The 18127-nt window shown below is 44.1% G+C and carries 19 protein-coding genes, 1 tRNA gene and 2 pseudogenes; 10 read left to right on the forward strand and 12 right to left on the reverse strand.

All coding sequences use genetic code 11. From position 1 onward, the window contains the following. Positions 1-11: 11 nt before the first annotated feature. The 10 genes and pseudogenes from SHEWPOL2_RS00300 to SHEWPOL2_RS00345 all read right to left on the reverse strand — a co-directional run bounded on the left by SHEWPOL2_RS00300 (position 12) and on the right by SHEWPOL2_RS00345 (position 8580). A complete protein-coding gene (locus SHEWPOL2_RS00300) occupies positions 12-1103 on the reverse strand; it encodes a flagellar basal body P-ring protein FlgI (RefSeq protein ID WP_037424820.1) in 1092 nt (363 codons plus the stop codon). A gap of 11 nt (positions 1104-1114) precedes the next feature. Further along, positions 1115-1789 (reverse strand): flagellar basal body L-ring protein FlgH, encoded by a 675-nt coding sequence (flgH, locus tag SHEWPOL2_RS00305; protein ID WP_011716401.1) that lies wholly within the window; start codon positions 1787-1789, stop codon positions 1115-1117. A 12-nt stretch (positions 1790-1801) separates the two neighbouring features. Further along, positions 1802-2589 (reverse strand): annotated as a pseudogene (flgG, locus tag SHEWPOL2_RS00310) (flagellar basal-body rod protein FlgG). 10 nt (positions 2590-2599) lie between these two features. After that, the gene (flgF, locus tag SHEWPOL2_RS00315; protein ID WP_011716399.1) at positions 2600-3343 is read right to left on the reverse strand and encodes a flagellar basal-body rod protein FlgF; all 744 of its coding nucleotides are present in this window, start codon (positions 3341-3343) and stop codon (positions 2600-2602) included. Between the two features lie 171 nt (positions 3344-3514). Beyond that, positions 3515-4877 (reverse strand): annotated as a pseudogene (flgE, locus tag SHEWPOL2_RS00320) (flagellar hook protein FlgE). Positions 4878-4946: 69 nt separating this feature from the next. Next, complete coding sequence (gene flgD, locus SHEWPOL2_RS00325) at positions 4947-5726, reverse strand: flagellar hook assembly protein FlgD (RefSeq protein ID WP_037420602.1); 780 nt, start codon at positions 5724-5726, stop codon at positions 4947-4949. Positions 5727-5750: 24 nt separating this feature from the next. Then, positions 5751-6167 carry a flagellar basal body rod protein FlgC gene (gene flgC, locus SHEWPOL2_RS00330; RefSeq protein ID WP_011716396.1) on the reverse strand — a complete coding sequence of 139 codons (417 nt, stop codon included), beginning with the start codon at positions 6165-6167 and terminating at the stop codon, positions 5751-5753. A 2-nt stretch (positions 6168-6169) separates the two neighbouring features. Further along, positions 6170-6574 carry a flagellar basal body rod protein FlgB gene (flgB, locus tag SHEWPOL2_RS00335; protein ID WP_037424822.1) on the reverse strand — a complete coding sequence of 135 codons (405 nt, stop codon included), beginning with the start codon at positions 6572-6574 and terminating at the stop codon, positions 6170-6172. Between the two features lie 143 nt (positions 6575-6717). Further along, complete coding sequence (locus tag SHEWPOL2_RS00340; RefSeq protein ID WP_037424824.1) at positions 6718-7557, reverse strand: protein-glutamate O-methyltransferase CheR; 840 nt, start codon at positions 7555-7557, stop codon at positions 6718-6720. Between the two features lie 102 nt (positions 7558-7659). After that, positions 7660-8580 (reverse strand): chemotaxis protein CheV, encoded by a 921-nt coding sequence (locus SHEWPOL2_RS00345; RefSeq protein ID WP_037420608.1) that lies wholly within the window; start codon positions 8578-8580, stop codon positions 7660-7662. Between the two features lie 205 nt (positions 8581-8785). Between SHEWPOL2_RS00345 and flgA the strand changes: the two genes are divergently transcribed. The 3 genes from flgA (at position 8786) to SHEWPOL2_RS00360 (ending at position 10322) form a co-directional block, all read left to right on the forward strand. After that, complete coding sequence (gene flgA / locus SHEWPOL2_RS00350) at positions 8786-9493, forward strand: flagellar basal body P-ring formation chaperone FlgA (protein WP_037424826.1); 708 nt, start codon at positions 8786-8788, stop codon at positions 9491-9493. Positions 9494-9567: 74 nt separating this feature from the next. Next, complete coding sequence (gene flgM / locus SHEWPOL2_RS00355) at positions 9568-9894, forward strand: flagellar biosynthesis anti-sigma factor FlgM (protein WP_037420613.1); 327 nt, start codon at positions 9568-9570, stop codon at positions 9892-9894. 2 nt (positions 9895-9896) lie between these two features. Then, positions 9897-10322: a flagellar protein FlgN gene (locus SHEWPOL2_RS00360; protein ID WP_037424828.1), complete on the forward strand. Its 426-nt coding sequence runs from the start codon at positions 9897-9899 to the stop codon at positions 10320-10322. A 122-nt stretch (positions 10323-10444) separates the two neighbouring features. Here SHEWPOL2_RS00360 and SHEWPOL2_RS00365 read toward each other — a convergent pair whose 3' ends face one another. Together SHEWPOL2_RS00365 and SHEWPOL2_RS00370 are read right to left on the reverse strand one after the other, a co-directional pair. After that, positions 10445-10894 (reverse strand): LPP20 family lipoprotein, encoded by a 450-nt coding sequence (locus SHEWPOL2_RS00365; protein WP_037424831.1) that lies wholly within the window; start codon positions 10892-10894, stop codon positions 10445-10447. Further along, a complete protein-coding gene (locus SHEWPOL2_RS00370) occupies positions 10891-11523 on the reverse strand; it encodes a FlgO family outer membrane protein (protein ID WP_037424938.1) in 633 nt (210 codons plus the stop codon). The genes SHEWPOL2_RS00365 and SHEWPOL2_RS00370 overlap by 4 nt, the downstream gene beginning before the upstream one ends. Before the next feature lie 239 nt (positions 11524-11762). Between SHEWPOL2_RS00370 and SHEWPOL2_RS00375 the strand changes: the two genes are divergently transcribed. From SHEWPOL2_RS00375 to SHEWPOL2_RS00405, 7 genes are all read left to right on the forward strand, one after another. Next, entirely contained in the window at positions 11763-12929 is a 1167-nt protein-coding gene (locus SHEWPOL2_RS00375; RefSeq protein WP_037424834.1) for a flagellar assembly protein FlgT, read from the forward strand. Between the two features lie 55 nt (positions 12930-12984). Next, positions 12985-13060, forward strand: a tRNA-Arg gene (locus SHEWPOL2_RS00380). Between the two features lie 47 nt (positions 13061-13107). Next, positions 13108-14433: a 6-hydroxymethylpterin diphosphokinase MptE-like protein gene (locus SHEWPOL2_RS00385; RefSeq protein WP_037424837.1), complete on the forward strand. Its 1326-nt coding sequence runs from the start codon at positions 13108-13110 to the stop codon at positions 14431-14433. Beyond that, positions 14433-14714: a hypothetical protein gene (locus tag SHEWPOL2_RS00390; RefSeq protein ID WP_050991283.1), complete on the forward strand. Its 282-nt coding sequence runs from the start codon at positions 14433-14435 to the stop codon at positions 14712-14714. Before SHEWPOL2_RS00385 ends, SHEWPOL2_RS00390 begins: the two co-directional genes overlap by 1 nt. A gap of 64 nt (positions 14715-14778) precedes the next feature. Continuing rightward, positions 14779-15651: an N-acetylneuraminate synthase family protein gene (locus tag SHEWPOL2_RS00395; RefSeq protein WP_037424841.1), complete on the forward strand. Its 873-nt coding sequence runs from the start codon at positions 14779-14781 to the stop codon at positions 15649-15651. Beyond that, entirely contained in the window at positions 15651-17396 is a 1746-nt protein-coding gene (locus tag SHEWPOL2_RS00400) for a thiamine pyrophosphate-binding protein (RefSeq protein ID WP_037424849.1), read from the forward strand. Before SHEWPOL2_RS00395 ends, SHEWPOL2_RS00400 begins: the two co-directional genes overlap by 1 nt. After that, positions 17389-18123, forward strand: a complete 735-nt coding sequence (locus SHEWPOL2_RS00405; protein ID WP_037424851.1) for an SDR family oxidoreductase — start codon at positions 17389-17391, stop codon at positions 18121-18123. Before SHEWPOL2_RS00400 ends, SHEWPOL2_RS00405 begins: the two co-directional genes overlap by 8 nt. The last annotated feature ends 4 nt before the right edge of the window (positions 18124-18127 follow it).

An 18127-nucleotide genomic window follows, 5' to 3' on the forward strand; every position in this document is an offset into this window, starting at 1 on the left:
CCCGACAGAAATTAGATGATGATAAGCTCACCATGCAAAGCACCTGCCACTTTTAATGCTTCTAGGATAGCAAGTACATCTGAAGGTGCTGCACCCACTAAGTTGACGGCTCTGACCAACTCATCCAGAGTGGTTCCCGGGCTAAACATAAACATGCGGCGATCACTTTCATTGACACCTATAGTGGTGTTGGCAGTCACTACGGTTTCACCATTAGCCAATGCATTAGGTTGAGAGACTTGTGTCGCTTCAGCAATTGTCACGGTTAAACCACCATGGGTTACTGCAGCAGGCAATAATTTAACGTGTTGACCCACTACTATGGTTCCAGTTCGAGAATTAACAATCACCTTGGCCGACTCTTCTGCAGGAATAACATCCAGATTTTCTAGGGTTGCAAGGAAGGATACGCGTTGTGAGACATCTCGTGGAGCACTCACTTGAACTGATGTTGCATCCAATGGGCGTGCCATATCAGGGCCGAGCAGATCATTAATCGCATCGGCCATACGCTGCGCGGTCGAAAAATCCGAGCGACGTAAGTTAAACGTCAAATAATCGCCAGTAGAAAACGGCGTAGCCACACTGCGTTCAACAATTGCGCCGTTAGGAATACGGCCAACCGTTGGCGTGTTTTGAATCACTTTCGAACCATCCAAACCATCGGCACTAAAACCACTTACCACTAAGCTGCCTTGGGCAATCGCATATACATTGCCATCAACCCCTTTGAGGAAGGTTTGCAGTAACGTCCCACCACGTAAGCTTTTTGCTTCACCTAGGCTTGAAACGGTCACATCCAATTCTTGGCCTGGTTTAATAAACGCTGGCATATCGGCATGCACAGCAACCACGGCCACGTTTTTGATTTTGGGTCTAAAATTTTCAGGCAAATTGATGCCGAAATTTTTAAGCATGGTGGTGAATGTTTGCTCTGTGTAATTGGTTTTCTCACCCGTACCAGGCAACCCCACGACTAAGCCATAACCAATTAACTGGTTATTTCGTACCCCTTGCACATTAGCAATATCTTTAATGCGTTCTGCCTGGCTTGGCATCGAAAACGCCAACATAACAACGGCCAAAATGAGTTTATATTTCATGATATGACTCCTTAGAAGGGCCACCAATCGCTCATAAAGAACTGGCTTAACCAGCCCACTTTTTGCGCTTCGGCGAAAGTACCAGTACCGCTATATTGAATACGCGCATTGGCCATACGGGTTGAATCAATGGTGTTATCTGGCTTGATATCCTGCGAGCGCACAATACCGGTCACGCGGATAAACTCATCACCATTGTTGATTGAAATCCACTTTTCACCGCGCACAACTAAGTTACCGTTATTGAGCACTTGCATAATATTGGCGGAGATACTGCCATCTAAGCTATTGCTTTGATCTGCATCGGATTCACGCTTAGTATTCATGCTGTCTTTGTAGCGTAAATCGAGGGGAATACCGCCTAAAGACACATTGCTCCCGCCGGCATAAATGGGATCGAGTGTCATATCAGAACCTTTTTTGATCTGATTACCGGCACTCTTTTTCGCCTGAGTCGCTTCTTTCAACACGATAGTGATAATGTCACCGACTTTATGGGCACGAATATCCGAGTAAAGACTCGCCGCTTGGCTATCTTGGTAAATCGACCCCGTTGCAGCAATTTTAGTCGGTGGTGCTTCGGGATAAACTGGGGCATAGAAGGGATCATCCGCAATCGGCTTCTTTGGAGTTGAACTACATGCCGCCAGCAAGAGCGTACTAGCCAATAGTAGATATCTAGCCATGATCATGTGCCTCTATAGATTCTGATTCACATAAGCCAGCATCTGATCGACCGCCGAAATCACTTTGGAGTTCATCTCGTAGATCCGCTGACTTTCAATGAGGTTAACTAGCTCTTCGGTCACGTTCACGTTAGAGGTTTCTAACGCACCTTGACGAATCGCTCCCATACCATCAAGTGATGCAGTGCCTTGAATAGGCGTACCACTCGCACCAGTTTCGGTGTATAGGTTTTGTCCCATAGGATCTAAACCCGACGGGTTAATAAAGTCGGTCATACTGAGCTGCCCAACGACCTGGTTTTCCGCCGCACCTGGTGTTTTACCGAAACTTCCCCTTCAGCAGAGACCGTAATACTGGTTGCATCCTCAGGAATAGTGATCGCAGGTTGCAACACATAACCCGAACCCGGCGTGACAATTTGCCCTGTATCATCTAAGGTAAATTGACCATTACGGGTATAAGCCGTAGTCCCATCGGGGAGCTGCACTTCGAAAAATCCTGGGCCTTCAATCATCAAATCGAGCGAGTTATCCGTGGTCAGCATATTGCCTTGGGTAAACATTTTTTGGGTGGCTACCACCTTGGTACCCGCACCAATGTTCAAACCGTTTGGCAACTTAGTGTTAGAGGCGCTGATCCCACCCGCTTGGTTAACAGTTTGATAAAGTAAGTCCTCAAATACCGCGCGGCTTTTTTTATAGCCCACAGTGCTGGCGTTAGCGACGTTGTTTGAAATCACCGCAATATCGGTTTGCTGTGCGTCTAAGCCAGTTTTACTAATCCATAACGCTGGATGCATAATTTATCTCCTAACTAATCCGCATTAATGAGGATGAAGCGCGGTCATTTTCTTCCGCGGTTTTCATCATCTTCACTTGCAATTCAAATTGTCGCTGTAGGTCGATTAAGGACACCATCTCATCCACGGGGTTGACGTTACTGCCCTCTACAGCACCACTTTCAACAAATACACTAGGATCGGCAGGCGCCGGATCACCGGATACCAAACGGAACAACCCATCCTCGCCGCGCATCATTTGTGCATTGCCAGGGTTTACTAACTTTAATCTTCCTACCTCTTCGACGACTTCTGTCGTCGCACCTTGAGGACGAACAGAGATAATCCCATCCTGTGAAATAGTGACCTTTTCAATTGGCAGCGGTAACACAATCGGTCCGGCATCACCCATCACGGGATTACCACGGTCGTTATGCAATAAACCTGTTGAGTCAAAACTGAGACTGCCAGAACGGGTATAAGCTTCACTACCATCCTGTGCTTGCACGGCAAACCAACCGTCACCTTTAATGGCAACGTCAAGATCGCGTCCAGTAGATTTAATCGGGCCCGAACGAAAATTGGCGGAGGGGGTTTCAACCATGGCAAAGACCCTTGTCGGCAATCCTTCACCAAAGGCTTGCATCGATCTGGCTTGCGCCATATCCGACTTAAATCCATCGGTATTTGCGTTGGCTAAGTTGTTGGCACGCAACGCCAACTCATTCATATTTTGCTTAGCGCCGCTCATGGAGATATAAAGGAATTTGTCCACAGACTGCTCCGTCAAAGTTTCAACCTGACAATAGCAAAGCAAGCATCATGCCAATAAAATAAGCAGCTAGTTAACTGATAAATTAGGAGATTTTAATAAACGAATGAATGCACAACAGAAAGAGGCTAAGTGTTGCCGCTTGCGGCAACACTTAGCAGAGGCAAGATTAACTTAACGAATTTGCAGAACAGTTTGTTGCAGAGTGTTATTCACTTCCAGCGTACGTGAGTTGGCTTGGAAGTTACGTTGTGCCGAAATCAAATCCACCAGCTCAGTCGTCAAGTCAATGTTAGATTGCTCTAACGCTGAAGAACTGAGACTACCAAACGTACCACTGTTAGGCTCACCAGCCAGCGCAGGACCTGACGATAAACTGGCTTTCCACGAGGTATTACCCACTTGTGTCAAACCTTGCTCGTTTGCAAAGCGAACTAAAGCAACGCGGGCTAATGGCACTGTTGAACCATTGGAATAACTGGCAGTGATCAAACCATCTTCACCAATTTCGACATTGGTTAAACGCCCTACTGTGGTACCGTCCTGTGACAATTCAGTGGCGGCAAAAGGAGCTGAATATTGGGTTGGTGCATTAAATTTAATAGTCACGGCTTGAGTGCCATCAGCACCAGGGCCTAACACACCAGCGCCGCCAACCCCTAGCGCTTCGGTGGCAACGACTGCCGGATCACTCCCAGTATACACACCGACAGAATTAAACTTCAGAACCGATCCCTTCCAGCCGCCAGCCGTTTGAGCTGTGCCAGAGGCATCGGGAGTGCCATCACCATTGGTGTCAGTCTGATATGTACCAGCAGGGCCAGAAATATCAACTTGTTTACCATCAATGGCATAGTATGCAACCCAGTTGTTTTCACCATTATATGAGCCATTATTTGGCTTGACGAAATAGGTCGTCATGATATGTGGCTCACCCAGAGAGTCATAAATCGTCATGGATGTCACACTGTTATAGGTTTTGGAGTCTAAGGGATCAAAAGCAGCAGGATCGAGTGAACCTTCTTTTGCATTTAAATTCATCTGCAAAGTCACGTTTTCAGTTTGAACAGGGCTACCTGCAGTATCAGGAATTTGTACTGGCTTAGCTGTCGTTAAACTGACAGAGGTAGAGTTACCATCTTTATCTACTGGAAAGGTCTGCAAAAAATTCCCTGCTGAGTCAACCATATAATTATTTTTGTCGACTTTGAAAGCACCTGCCCGAGTAAACTGATGATCCAAGGTACCTATCTCGGACGCAGTTACAAAAAAGCCAACCGCCTTTAATCGCTAAATCTAACGAGTTATTCGTCAGTTGCAAACTACCTTGGTGGAATTGCTGCGCCACTTGGCTCGTAGCCACACCGCCACCCACAGCGGTTTTTGAGTTTGAGAAAATTGAATTAGCGTAAACATCCGCAAATTCAGCACGCGACTCTTTAAAGCCAATGGTGTTAGCATTCGCGATATTGTTCGCAGTAGTATTCAAATCTTTCTGCGCAGCAGAAATGCCACTCAATGCAATGTTAAACGACATAATTCACCTCTACATTTGCTCAATTCAATGATGGACAAGTGTGATGTCCATTTACAATCTTGATAACGATTAAACTTCACTAATCGCAAGTACATCCGACAGTTTAAAGGCCATTCCACCCTTGAGATTTAAAATGGCGCCAGTCGCTGCAGTACCTAAAGAAACACTGGTCACATGCGCATAGGTCGATACAGCTAACGCTTGTGATTTATCATTCACCAAACCCGATGCTTTAATCGAGTAATTACCTGCAGCAACGGGTTCTCCTTTATCATTCAAACCATCCCACTTGACATCAGTGTTACCACCCTTACTACCATCAACAGTAAATGTTCTAACGACTTGCCCTTTATCATCTTCGATTCGAACATTAATGACGGGAATTTTCTCTGAAGTACTGATCACACCATTTAAGCCTGGGCTTTCTGCAGAGATATAACCCGTATCTGTCGGTAACAGCACTTTTCGCCCAACTAATCCCGATGCTTGCAAAGCTTGGCTTGATGTCATCACACTGTTTAAATTAACGATTTGATCATTTAACTTAGAAATGCCATCGACTGTAGAAAAAGATGCCATTTGTGCAATCATCTGGTCGTTATCAACGGGCTTGAAGGGATCCTGCATCGATAACTGCTGGCTGAGTAATGAGAAAAAATCCTCTTGAGTGAGCTGCTGACTCTTAGCCTCTGGAACAGCAGAACTATTCGGCAAACGTAATCCATCCAAAAATGGGTTACCTGTCGAGCTAGTCGAGGTTTTCGTGGTATTGGTTGATACCGTATTCGATTGAGTGTTTGTTTGAGTCAGCTGCGATGAGGTTTGACTCAGTTGGTTAATGAGGCTCACAACGTACCTCCTAAATAACGCATATTATTTACCCATCCCAAGTGTTTGTTGCAGCATAGATTTTGCCGCCTCAGCCACTTGAACATTCATCTGATATGAGCGAGAAGCTGAAATCATGTCAGCCATTTCTTCCATGACATTGACATTTGGTTTGTAAATAAAGCCATCAGCATCCGCCATCGGATGATCCGGCGAATACTCTTTTAATAGGGGCTTATCACTCTCGACTATGCCTTTCACCGTGACACCTTGGGAAGCTTGTTGCTGACTTTGCGCCTTGGCCATTTCTGCTTCGAAAATAGGATGACGAGAACGGTAAGTTTTATCTACACTGCTGGAGACTGAATCTGCGTTAGCAATGTTACTCGCGGTAGTATTTAGCCGCAGAGACTGGGCTGACATGCCAGACCCCGCAACATCGAAGATATTAAATAAACTCATGATTAATCCCCTCTCAGCGCTTTTTTCATACCGCTAAATTTACTGTCTAAAAACCCCAGAGACATTTGATATTCGAGAGCATTTTGCATAAATGCTGATTGCTCTTGTTGAACGTCGACAGTATTGCCATCCCCAGTATCGGGTTGATTCGGCACTCGAAATTTAACGTACTGCCCGGTTAGCTGCGCTAGCCCAAAATGCTGCTCATCAGCGGTCATCTCTAAGCTATTACGCTGTTGTTGCTGGGTTTTAGCAACATTTAAGGCGGCAGAAAAATCGACGTCACGGGCTTTATAATGTGGCGTATCAGCATTTGCGATATTGCTTGAAATCACTTCAGCCCGCTCAGCACGGATCCCCAACGTGAATTGGTGAACACCCAGTGCCTTATCAAAATTAATCGCCATAAAATTGCCTCCATCGTGTCACTCACGGGAACAAAGCAATTCATGTGCCAATACTTTTATGGGAGGTAATAAAGTTTGTGAGGGATATAGCAGATAAAAAAATTACCGAACTATGCCGGTAATTATCAATTAAAATCAAACCCTTAAGCTTTCTTTTGGTAATAAATGCCAGGGTTACAACGAACCATATCAAATTCATCAGTAAGGCCAGCAATGGATTCGGATGCGCCTAAAAAGAGGATACCTTTGGGATTTAACGCGGCAGCAAATTGCCGCAAAATTTTTGCTTTTGCCTCAGGGGCAAAATAGATCAACACATTTCGGAAAAAAATAATGTCAAACTTACCCAACAAAGTGTAACTCTCGAGCAAGTTATGAGCTCGGAAATTGACGAGACGTTTAACGTTATCCTTTATGCGCATGTTGCCAGAAGGCAAAGCATCAAAAAACTGCCGCTTACGTTCTTCAGACAATCCACGTGCTAACGCTAAACTATCATACTCAGCATTTTTACATCGCTCCAACATAGAAGGAGAAAGATCCGTTGCTTGAATCGAGGCACCACCAGGCAGCGCCCCTGGTTTTTTTTGCTGGTACTCTAATATGGTCATTGCTAAAGAATATGGCTCTTGACCCGACGAGCAAGCTGCAGACCATATCTTTAAAGGTCTACCTAACTTACTGTATTCTGGTAATAGCACATTATTAAGCAATTCAAATGGATAACGATCACGAAACCATAAGGTTTCATTAGTGGTCATGGCATCAATAACTTCAGCTCGTAAAGCTCGTTCCGTGGGTTTCATCGAATGCTTTACCACATCGGATAACGAAGGAAGGTTATATTTGCCCATCAATGGCGCGAGACGACTACGTACGAGGTATTGTTTATTTTCACCTAGCACGATGCCGCTATGTTGTTCTAAGAACAACCTAAATTGATTATATTCTGCTTCAGCGAGTGATTTATCAGGCACATTCACGTCCTAGATCCTATAGCAAGCACCAAAATAAGTGCACAACAATCATGTAATAAGGGCTAGATTATAGCGTAAAGCTCAACTAGGCACTAACCCACACTCTCACTACAAACTTAAATGCTTGTTCACTGCCGCAGCTAATTCGTCAGGGTTAAATTTTGCGATAAAGTCATTGGCACCAACCTTTTGTACCATGGCTTGGTTAAAGACACCGCTTAATGAGGTGTGCAGTACCACCTTGATATTTTTAAGCTTAGGATCATCACGGATCTCAGCCGTTAAGGTATAACCATCCATTTCGGGCATCTCAATATCGGAGATAATGAGTGGAATTTCATCGGCAACGTTATTCATTTCACTTGCAATGGCCTTGAGCTTATCAAGTGCCTCACGACCATCCTTTGCCGTGTCAATTTGTAAATTTAACGACTCTAACGACCGAATAATTTGCTTGCGTGCCACCGCCGAATCATCAATCACCATAATATGGTAATGCTGACTTCTATCGAGAGTAAGTTGCTCATTAACCTCTTCACTAATGGCCGTTTTGACAGGTGAGATTTCATCTAAAATCTTTTCAACATCCAAGATTTCAACCAATTCACCTTCAATCTCGGTAACCGCGGTTAAATAGGAATAACGCCCAGCACCTTGCGGTGGCGGCATAATAGCTTCCCAGTTCATGTTGATAATACGTTCAACAGAACTAACCAAGAACCCCTGCACACTACGGTTATATTCCGAAATGATGATAAAGCAATTTTCAGTGCTCGCTAACGGACGCCCTCCCGTTGCCGCACTCAGATCGATAACAGAAATAGTTGTGCCACGAATATGGGCAACTCCTTTGACGTAAGGATTGAGTTTAGGCAATGTCGTTAATGGCGGGCATTGCAAAACCTCTTTCACTTTAAATACGTTTATCCCAAACCGTTGACGACCATTTAACTTAAATAGCAATAGTTCTAGCCGGTTTTGACCTACGAGTTGGGTTCGTTTGTTGACTGAATCAAGAATACTCGACATAACTCTGCCTTGTTGTTCTGTTTATGTACGGCCCTAAAACTCGTTTGAGTATAGGCATATTAATTGCTTACGTCTTGTTATCGATAAACATAGTTGAAACTAAGTCAAACTTCTGACACCAAAAATCTAAGAAAGAAGCATTGAACAGTTTCACGCTTGATAAAAGTATAGGTGTATTCTGGCGTTACAAGCTAGTCTCTTCATTATGAAAGTAAATTTAGTCTATTTTTTGAGTATTTTCGCACTTTTTCTATCCACGGCAGCTAAGGCTGAACCCGTGATACCTAGCGTATCGGCGATATCCGAATTAGCTAAAGCCCTTATTAATGAAAAGATTGCTGTACCTGCAAATGCGAAAGTCGACATTAATCCACAAACGGTCGATAACCGAATGCTGCCAGCACAGTGCACATCACCAATAAGGGTCGAATTAGCTTCAGAACGCGAAATTAGCCGTAATAACACCATAAAAGTCAGTTGTGATACCCCCGATCTCGCCTACCCTTGGCAGATTTTTATGTCTGTTCGAGTAGACATTCTTTTTCCTGTTGTGGTCGCAACCGAAACCTTAGCGCCAGGTGAATTAATCAGTCCTTTACAGGTCGAGATCCGCTATGTTGACCAAAATAGTTTGCGTGGCATGCAATTTAGCGATACTAATCAGCTAACAGGCGTGAGAGTTAAACGCCGAGTCGCGAAAAATTATCCTATTTTTGCGAACAACCTTTGCTTTGTCTGTAAAAATGACACAGTGTCGATTTATGTGCGTTCAAATAACTTCGTACTAAAAACTGTGGGAGAGGCGCTGCAAGATGGTAATATTGGCGACCAAATTCGAATCAAAAATAGCAGTTCTAACAAAGAGCTAGATGCCATAATTACGGCGATTGGCGAAGTAGAAGTTAGAATGTAAAATAAGCTAAAGCTTTTCGATAAGCTGCCGATACCCCAGTTAAGAAATCCGTATACATGACGCTGGAGCCTAAAATGGCAATTGATATTAGCAAATTTAACGCCGGAGCGGCCGCACAAGTCCGTTCAAACAGCACTAAACAAAGCAGCGAAAGCGAGAAAACCTCTCAGGTAGCAGCTAAATCAACTCAACTAAAAGGTGACTCTGTTGTCATTACGGCTCAAGCTCAACAGTTACAAGGAGCTCAAACCAAAATGGCCAGTCTACCTGAAGTCGACCAAAAGAAGGTGGCCGAAATAAAACAAGCCATTGCCGAAGGTCGTTATAAAATTGATCCCGAAAAGTTGGCTGCGAATATTGCCAGCTTCGAAGCAGAATTAAATGAGCTTAATAAAGAGTAACTATGACAGAAATAGCTAAACTGGTAGATCAACAACACGCCCATTTGGCTGTTCTTAAACAAATTATTCTTAAGGAAAAAGGCGCTTTGGTTGACCAAAACGCCGATTTGCTTTTGTCGCTTGCTGAGCAAAAATCAACATGTCTACAAGACCTTAAAGCAAATGATGACTTGCTGGCTAGTCACAGCGATAAAGCCTTACTCACAGAGCAAGTTGAGCTATCCGATAAAATGGCAGTGGTTAAAGAGGCTCTAGCAGAATGCAAAGATCTCAACGCACAAAATGCTAGTTTGATCGAGATGAATCTTGCAAGCCTAAACCGCTTTGCTCAAGCCTTGCAGGCGAGCCGAAATGCCACCACGCTGACGTATAACGATAAAGGTAAAACATCAACAATCTCAAGCTTAGGCAATGATCTAAAAGCGTAAGGTGTTATAAGTACAAACGGATTTCAAACAAAAACCGCGCTTAGTAAGCGCGGTTTTTGTTTATCGATTATCCGTACCCAAACCATCTCATGCTTGTCTTCTGGCGGATAGGAGATAACACCTTAAAAGTAAGTGACTTCTTTAATTCTCTGTGGCCGACTCTGCTGCTGATAGATTTGCCATACCTTAGAAAAATCAAGTTCTAACTCAGTAACGTAATGCTCACCTGCGGGATAACTTTTAACTACTCTTGCGCCGCGGATCAACCCAGTGACTGAAGCTTTAACATTATCATCGGTTAGCATCCAATCACTGACACTGCTGTTAGCGGTGATCTTTTGGCCGTATACTTGTTCAGCTAGCTCACGGTAAGCCACAATTTTAGATGCTTGCATCGCCATCAACATTCTTTGAGATTGCTCTTTCGCTGGTTGAGTCGCTAACGGGGCATAACCAATGGCCGTTAGCTTAGGGAAGCTAGATGGAGGAACATCTTCCCACTGCACATACTTGTCTCTAGAGGCACAACTTGTCAGTAGAAGCGCCGCAATCACTAACAGGTAGCGTTTCATTTTCCATCTCCTAATACACGCACTTCATTCATACCGGGAGCCGACTGACGATATAAAATCCCATCGTGGGAGATCACTTGCTCAGAGGGCTGCATATAATTGCTTAATTCTTTTTGTGTCACAAAGGTCTGTGAAGCTGACACCACTCGGTTGTTACTTAAGGTAACGATTCGAGTATTAATGGCTAAGCCATTGGTCGTCGGGCTCATCGTGGATACCACAATATGGTCAACAGGTAAGTTGGTCGAAAGCTTTTGCCAATCGCGCGTCAAAATAAAATCGCCCTCACCAGTAACATGCAGTCCATCAGCGAGATTTAACTCCACCACATTAAATTGAAAACTGTGCAACGATGCCATGAGTCCCTGCTGCAATTGCAGCGCAACCGCATTCGTACTCGTCATGTCGCCCACTAATACTGGTGTAGTTACAACGATAGGTTGATCAGGACGCAATGCATCATTTTGCTTGACTAGCTCAGTCACAATACGCTGCGCTAAATGATTAATCACCGCTGTCGGCGGCAAACCATTGCCATCAACTAGGCTAGGTTTGGGCGGTACAACGGGTTTCGTCGTACAACCTACCAGCACCACAAGTGCCAGAGGAATAAATGCACGCTTCAGCATTGGAATAACCTCATCGTCTAAATCAATGCGACTCACATGAAGTCGCGGCCTTTGGCGTAAATCAAGCAAATATTAGACCAAGTCAAAATATTGCGCTTAATGAACTCTTCAGATTATCGACAAATCCATTGATAACTTTATCCCTAGACCACGATAAATCAGGCATACAATTTGCTTAGAGCAATAAAGTACTGCCAGTAAACTGACTCATCCCAGCAATTTTAGTTAAGGGCTTATTGATGAACATACTAAGAAAGAACTTGCTCATAATCAGCAGCCTACTGCTATTTGCTGCACAGACAAACGCCGAATGGGTCGAGGCCAGTGGTGAAGCAATCATCACTAATGGCAACATCGCCCAAGCGCGGGAAGAAGCCATCAATCAAGCGGTTAGCTATGCCACCCTCAGCACCGGGATCCAAATATCCAGTGAACAACAAACCACCAACGGCAATCTCACGCAAGACAGCTTCGCCATTAATCGTAACGCTCATGCGATTAGTATTCAGTTAGTGAGTGAACGCATTCAAGGGAATAAAATTTATGTGTCGCTCAGGCTCGATCTGAATGATGACCCAACACAACAATGCCCAACGGGCCAATTAAAAGCCGCGATCCTTATTCCCCAAGCCCAAATAAAAGATCGAGCACAGTTACGCTACGGACAATTATCGGGATTTGAAGAAGTCATCTCCGAGAAACTGGGTAATAGTATTGATGGCTACTCATCAACTGGATACAGCCATATCCATGCCAAAGAAAGGCTCGATATCGCACAAGAACTGGTCGATATCCGCGGCTATAGACTTCCGAGTTGGCTGAGTGAAATTACCGATAGCCAATACATTTTATTACCGCAAATTATTGATATTTCAACTGAGCCAGTACAAGCCACCTTTATGGGATGGTGGGATGAAGCGCCACAAAGGCAGTTCCAATTAAAGCTTAGCCTTTATCACGGCATTAGCGGTGAAGAAGTATGGAACAAAACCTACAGCACATCGGCTCGGTGGGAATTTGAGGAACAAGCCATTGTTGCCCCCAATAGTGATAGATTTTGGCGTTCATCCTACGGCAAAAATATCAGCCAACTGCTGCAAGAAGCGACTCGCGATATTGATAACACGCTCAACTGTAGACCACTACTTGGGCAGGTTGTCAGTCGTCAAGGAGACAGGATTATCCTCAACCTAGGCCGAAAACATGGCATTAGAGTTGGCGATAAGTTCCAAGTGGTGTTACAACGCAATTTACCAGATAGACTCAATGAAATGCGTGCCATTGCTACCAAAAGCCGAGCAACAGTACAAATTGAACAAGTCAGTGAAGAAAGTGCAACAGCCGTACTCGTTGACCAAAATGCGGTTTACAATGTACAGATAAACGACATCGCGCTTAAGATTTAAGCAACTAAATCATAAGCCTTTTAATCAAAGATAAAACCAGTATAATCACCAGCGTCTCTTCATAGCTCAACAGGATAGAGCAGCCGCCTCCTAAGCGGCCGATCGGGGTTCGAGTCCCTGTGGAGAGACCAGATAGTGATGTCGGTAATATCAACACGAAAGCTTCCGAGGAAACGGAATGACTGAACTATTTGCCACTAATCTGAGTATTATTGCTAAACGCTGGCCAATTGTGGCTGCTGCGATAAAAAGCCAATCAATTGACCATCTTGATGCACACTTAGTCCAAGGCCAAAACCAAACTATCAGTGTTAATGGCATTCAGCTCAGCAGTCGCCATGACCGCATCGCTGAAGCACAGCTGTTTATTAGTACCCTTCCCTCAAATGTTCAGCAAGTCACGGTTTATGGGGTAGGAATGGGCGATGTGCCGAGTCTACTAACGGATAACCCGCAATATCAAAAAATCGAAGTTTGCATTTTAAACTTAGCCGTATTCGCATTACTGCTTTGTTACACCGATCAGAGGGAATGGCTCTGTCATCCGAATGTGCTATTAAATGCGATGCCCAGTGCCACGCTGCAATTTCCGAATGTTGCCATTACCCCAGATCTTAATCTCGTCAGTGATGACAATGCCACACTGAGGGATCTCTTGGTGATGGAGCTTAATCGTGATTTCACCAATCGACACCATCAAATTGATGATCCTGAGATCCTTAAGCGCTTTGCCGATAATCAGGTGTTTATTACTAATGATCCCGATGCTGCCCATTTAACGAAAAGCTACAATCCATACAAAGCAATCGTCATAGGTTCTGGCCCATCTTTAGAAGAACATTATGCTTATCTTAAGCAGTTGAGTTTAAGCCCATCGAGACCCTTATTGATTGCTGCGGATACGGCTTTGCGTGGATTACTTCATCATCAGATTAAGCCTGATATTGTCGTCTGTATTGACGGTTTAATTTCCTCCTATCATTTGCCTTTGTCAGAAACCCAAGAAATCAATCTTGTGTATTTTCCTCGGGTAGCCCCCGAAGTATTAGCCCATTGGCTAGGGCCAAGATTTGTGGCTTATGGCACGAGTAAAATTTACGACAGCATGGCCCAGCTGAACCCCAAGCTGAGACTGTTTACAAATGGCAGTGTGATTCACCCAGCAATTGATTTAGCCGTTAAGTTACATGCTAAAGAAATCACGCTATTAGGCTGTGACTTTTGTTACTGCAATAATAAAAGTCATGCTTTTTGGAATGATTATCCATTTGAAAGCAAGGACAAATCTGAAAAAATATGGGTTGAAGCTGTGATACAAAAGGTGAGAGAAGCAAAACATTGGTTGATTAATGGTAAAGGTCAACGGATTGCAACTGATCTAAATCTTCGCGCTTATTTACGACATTTAGAACGCTATATTGCTAAACATCCACAGGTGAAGTTTTACCAAGCCAGTTTATCGGGCGCGAAGATCCGCGGTTCGCAATATAAGGAGCTGATTTAATGTCGTCTAAACCACATAATTCGCCAAAACCTTCACCAAAACAGTCCCTTGAAGACATGCTTTGCCAAGCGGCCCACTCCTTCCGTTTAGGCAAGGAAGCTCAGGCCTCAGTGGAATTTCGTTTATGCCTCGATTCAATTGAGAAACATCACCCCGAGCTGATGCAATTACCCTCGTTTCAGCAAATGCTGGCACCAATGTTACAAGCTCAGGAACAACACGATTGGCTTAGTCTGGCTGATTACTTAGAGTATGAGCTCATTGCCATTGTCAGTAGCTAAACTAACATAAAGCTTCCCTGTCATTTGCCGTTAATACGTTATCAACACCATTGTGTGAGCCACTATGACTAATCATTCCCCCCTATTCATCGCCGAAGTTTCTAGTAACCATCATAGAGACTTACAGCGTTGCATAGAATTTATCAAAACAGCTGCTGACATAGGTTGCGATGCCGTTAAGTTTCAACTGTTTAAAATTGAAGAACTGTTTGCACCTGAGATTCTGTCTAAGAGTGAAATGCATCGTAAACGTAAACAATGGGAGTTGCCCGTCAGTTTTCTACCCCAACTCAAGCAATCCTGCGATGAATACGGTATTCAGTTTTCTTGTACCCCGTTTTATCTCGACGCGGTAGCAGAGCTTGAACCCTTTGTGGATTTCTACAAGATCGCATCCTATGAATTACTTTGGGACGACCTACTCGCGGCCTGCGCGAAAACAGGAAAACCAGTTGTGATTTCAGCGGGCATGGCCACGATAGAAGAAATCGATCACGCGTTAAAAACCTTGAAAGAAAATGGTGCCAGTGACATTACCTTACTGCACTGTGTTTCTGCATATCCAACCCCAGAACGTGAATGTAACTTAGCCGTTTTAGGTAGTTTTAGAAATCGTTACCAAGTTAAAGTTGGATGGTCTGATCATACTGTTTCCAGTGCTGTCATTAATCGGGCCGTACACAGATGGGAAGCCGATGTTGTCGAGTTCCATTTAGATTTAGATGAAACAGGCGATGAATACGCTGCTGGTCATTGCTGGTTACCACAACAAATTGCAACGGTAATTCAGGGAGTCAAACTTGCAACTGTCATTGATGGAAACCCAGTAAAGCAATTTGTTGCCAGCGAAGCCTCAGATAGAGAATGGCGAGCCGATCCGCAAGATGGATTACGCCCAATGAAGTCTCAAAGAGAAAAGTTTGGAGTATCAGAATAATGAGTATGTCCCCAATTACAGTAGTGGCAGATGCTATTATTGAATTTTTAGCCCACCAAGGGATTAAAGCATTTCACAATTATCCCGGTGGAACCATCGCTCCTTTATTAGATGCTTGCAAACGTTTCGGAGTAACCGTTTACACTTCACGAAATGAGCAAGGTGCCGGTTATGCTGCACTGGCTCAAGGCAAACTAACCCAATTACCAGGTATAGTGGCAGTAACATCAGGCCCAGGTGTAACCAACGTATTAACGCCCGTCGCCGATGCCTATTTTGATGGTATTCCGATGTTAGTATTTACGGGCCAAGTGGGTACTGGCGACCTCACAGGCCAAAAACGAGTAAGGCAATCTGGGTTCCAAGAAGTTGATACCCCATCATTGATGAAACCTATCACTAAGGGACAATTCCAACCTAAAAACAGTGAAGAACTATACGCTATTCTTCCTATTGCATGGCAACTGGCTTTAGAAGGCAGAAAAGGCCCGGTTTCGATTGATTTACCAATGGACGTTCAACGCAGTGCAGCAACTGAATCCATCAAAGTTCCCGAAATGGTTGCTTATCCAGTCAATAACACTGAGCTAGGCACTTTTATAGATGAACTAATCAATGCCATTGAACATTCGCAAAAACCAGTGATTATTTGCGGTAATGGTATGACATCACCCGCATTAGTGGATGCAATCCGTACCTTAAGAAACTACTGGCCTGCGCCAGTGAGCCATAGCTTGCTAGGCGTTGGAGTTTTGGACTCCGATGATTCTGGGTCTTTAGGGTTTCATGGCCATACAGGTAGCCAATTAGCAGGTAAAGCCATTGCTGAGTGTGATTTATTACTGGTATTAGGTTCCAGATTAGATGTTCGCCAAACTGGCACACTGAAAACAGCCTTTGCCTCCAATGCGAAAATTTTTAGAGTCGATTTAGATATTGGAGAATTAACTGATAGTCGTATCGCTCACCATAAGGCTGTTCAAGCTGAACTTGAGCAATTTTTTGATGCCTTACACCCCAAATTTGCTCAATTATCACCACCTAATCTATCATCATGGCATAACACCATTTCGCAGTGGAAAGCGCAATTAGCTTGGCCCTACCCAGATTATCCAGGAATTGCACCTAAACTCTTGCTAGAAAAACTAAGCAACTCTTTACCAGAGAACACTATCGTCACCACAGGTGTTGGCGCACATCAACATTGGGTTGCAAGGCACTTTAGATTTGCCCTCCCCCATCGCCAGCTTTTTACCTCGGCAGGCCATGGCACCATGGGCTATGATCTCCCGACAGCGATAGGTGCCGCAATCCACTCACCAGAGTCCACCATTTTGTGTATCGCGGGTGACGGTTCATTCCAAATGAATATCCAAGAACTGGGCGTGCTCAAGGAGTTAGGCCTTAAGATCAAAATACTGGTTCTGGATAACCACAGACTAGGCTTAGTATCTCAATTCCAATTAATGAATTGGGAAACCGATACTGCTTGCGGTAACAAACAATCGCCTAATTTTGCCTTAATAGCTCAAGGTTACGGCATTAAAGCATTGCATTGTCGTGATAGCGCTAAACTAGAACAAACATTGGCTGAATTTATTGAGACCGATGAATCCATTCTGCTTCATATCGAAATTGCCACACAGCATGATGTCCTCCCAATGCTATTAGGGGGTCAAACAACAGATAAAATGTGGCCTTACTTTGACATGCAAGGTAATCCAAGGGATCCATCAAATGTCTAAACTCGTTTTGATCACAGGTGGAAGCAGAGGAATTGGTGCCGGTATCGCCAAAGCCTTTGCGGAGGCGGGATATTGGGTCGCTATAACTTACCTTAATCACCAAGATAAAGCCGTGTCATTAGCTAACATCTTAGGGGATAAGGTAGCCGCTTTTGCATTAGATCAATCAAAACCTGAGAGTATTAAACAATGTATTACTGAGGTCGAAAAATATTTTAATCGAAGTATTGATGTACTGATTAATAATGGCGCCATAGCCCAGGAAAAGCCCTTTAGCGACATTACTGCCGATGATTTTACCACTATGCTGAACACTAATCTGCGCGGTCCATTCTTGCTCGCACAAACGTGTATTCCTGCAATGCAACAGCATGGCTTTGGCAGAATCATCAACATTGGCTCCATTGGAGGTCAGTGGGGAGGCTATAACCAAGTTCACTATGCCGCAGCCAAGGCAGGGCTTATTAACCTAAGCCAATCAATTGCAAAAATCTATTCGCGAGATGGGATAAGAGCCAACACGATTGCTATAGGTTTAGTTGCAACAGAAATGACTGAGCATGAATTGAATACCGAGACAGGCAAACAAAAAGCAGCGGCAATTCCAGTTGGACGTCTTGGCAAAGTTGAAGATATAGCCTCAATCGCCCTCTTTCTCGCCTCCCAAGATAGTGATTATCTCAGTGGACAAACCATAAATGCCAATGGCGGAATGTACTTCGGATAAGGAT

Source organism: Shewanella sp. POL2 (assembly GCF_000282755.1).
Lineage (GTDB): Bacteria > Pseudomonadota > Gammaproteobacteria > Enterobacterales > Shewanellaceae > Shewanella > Shewanella xiamenensis.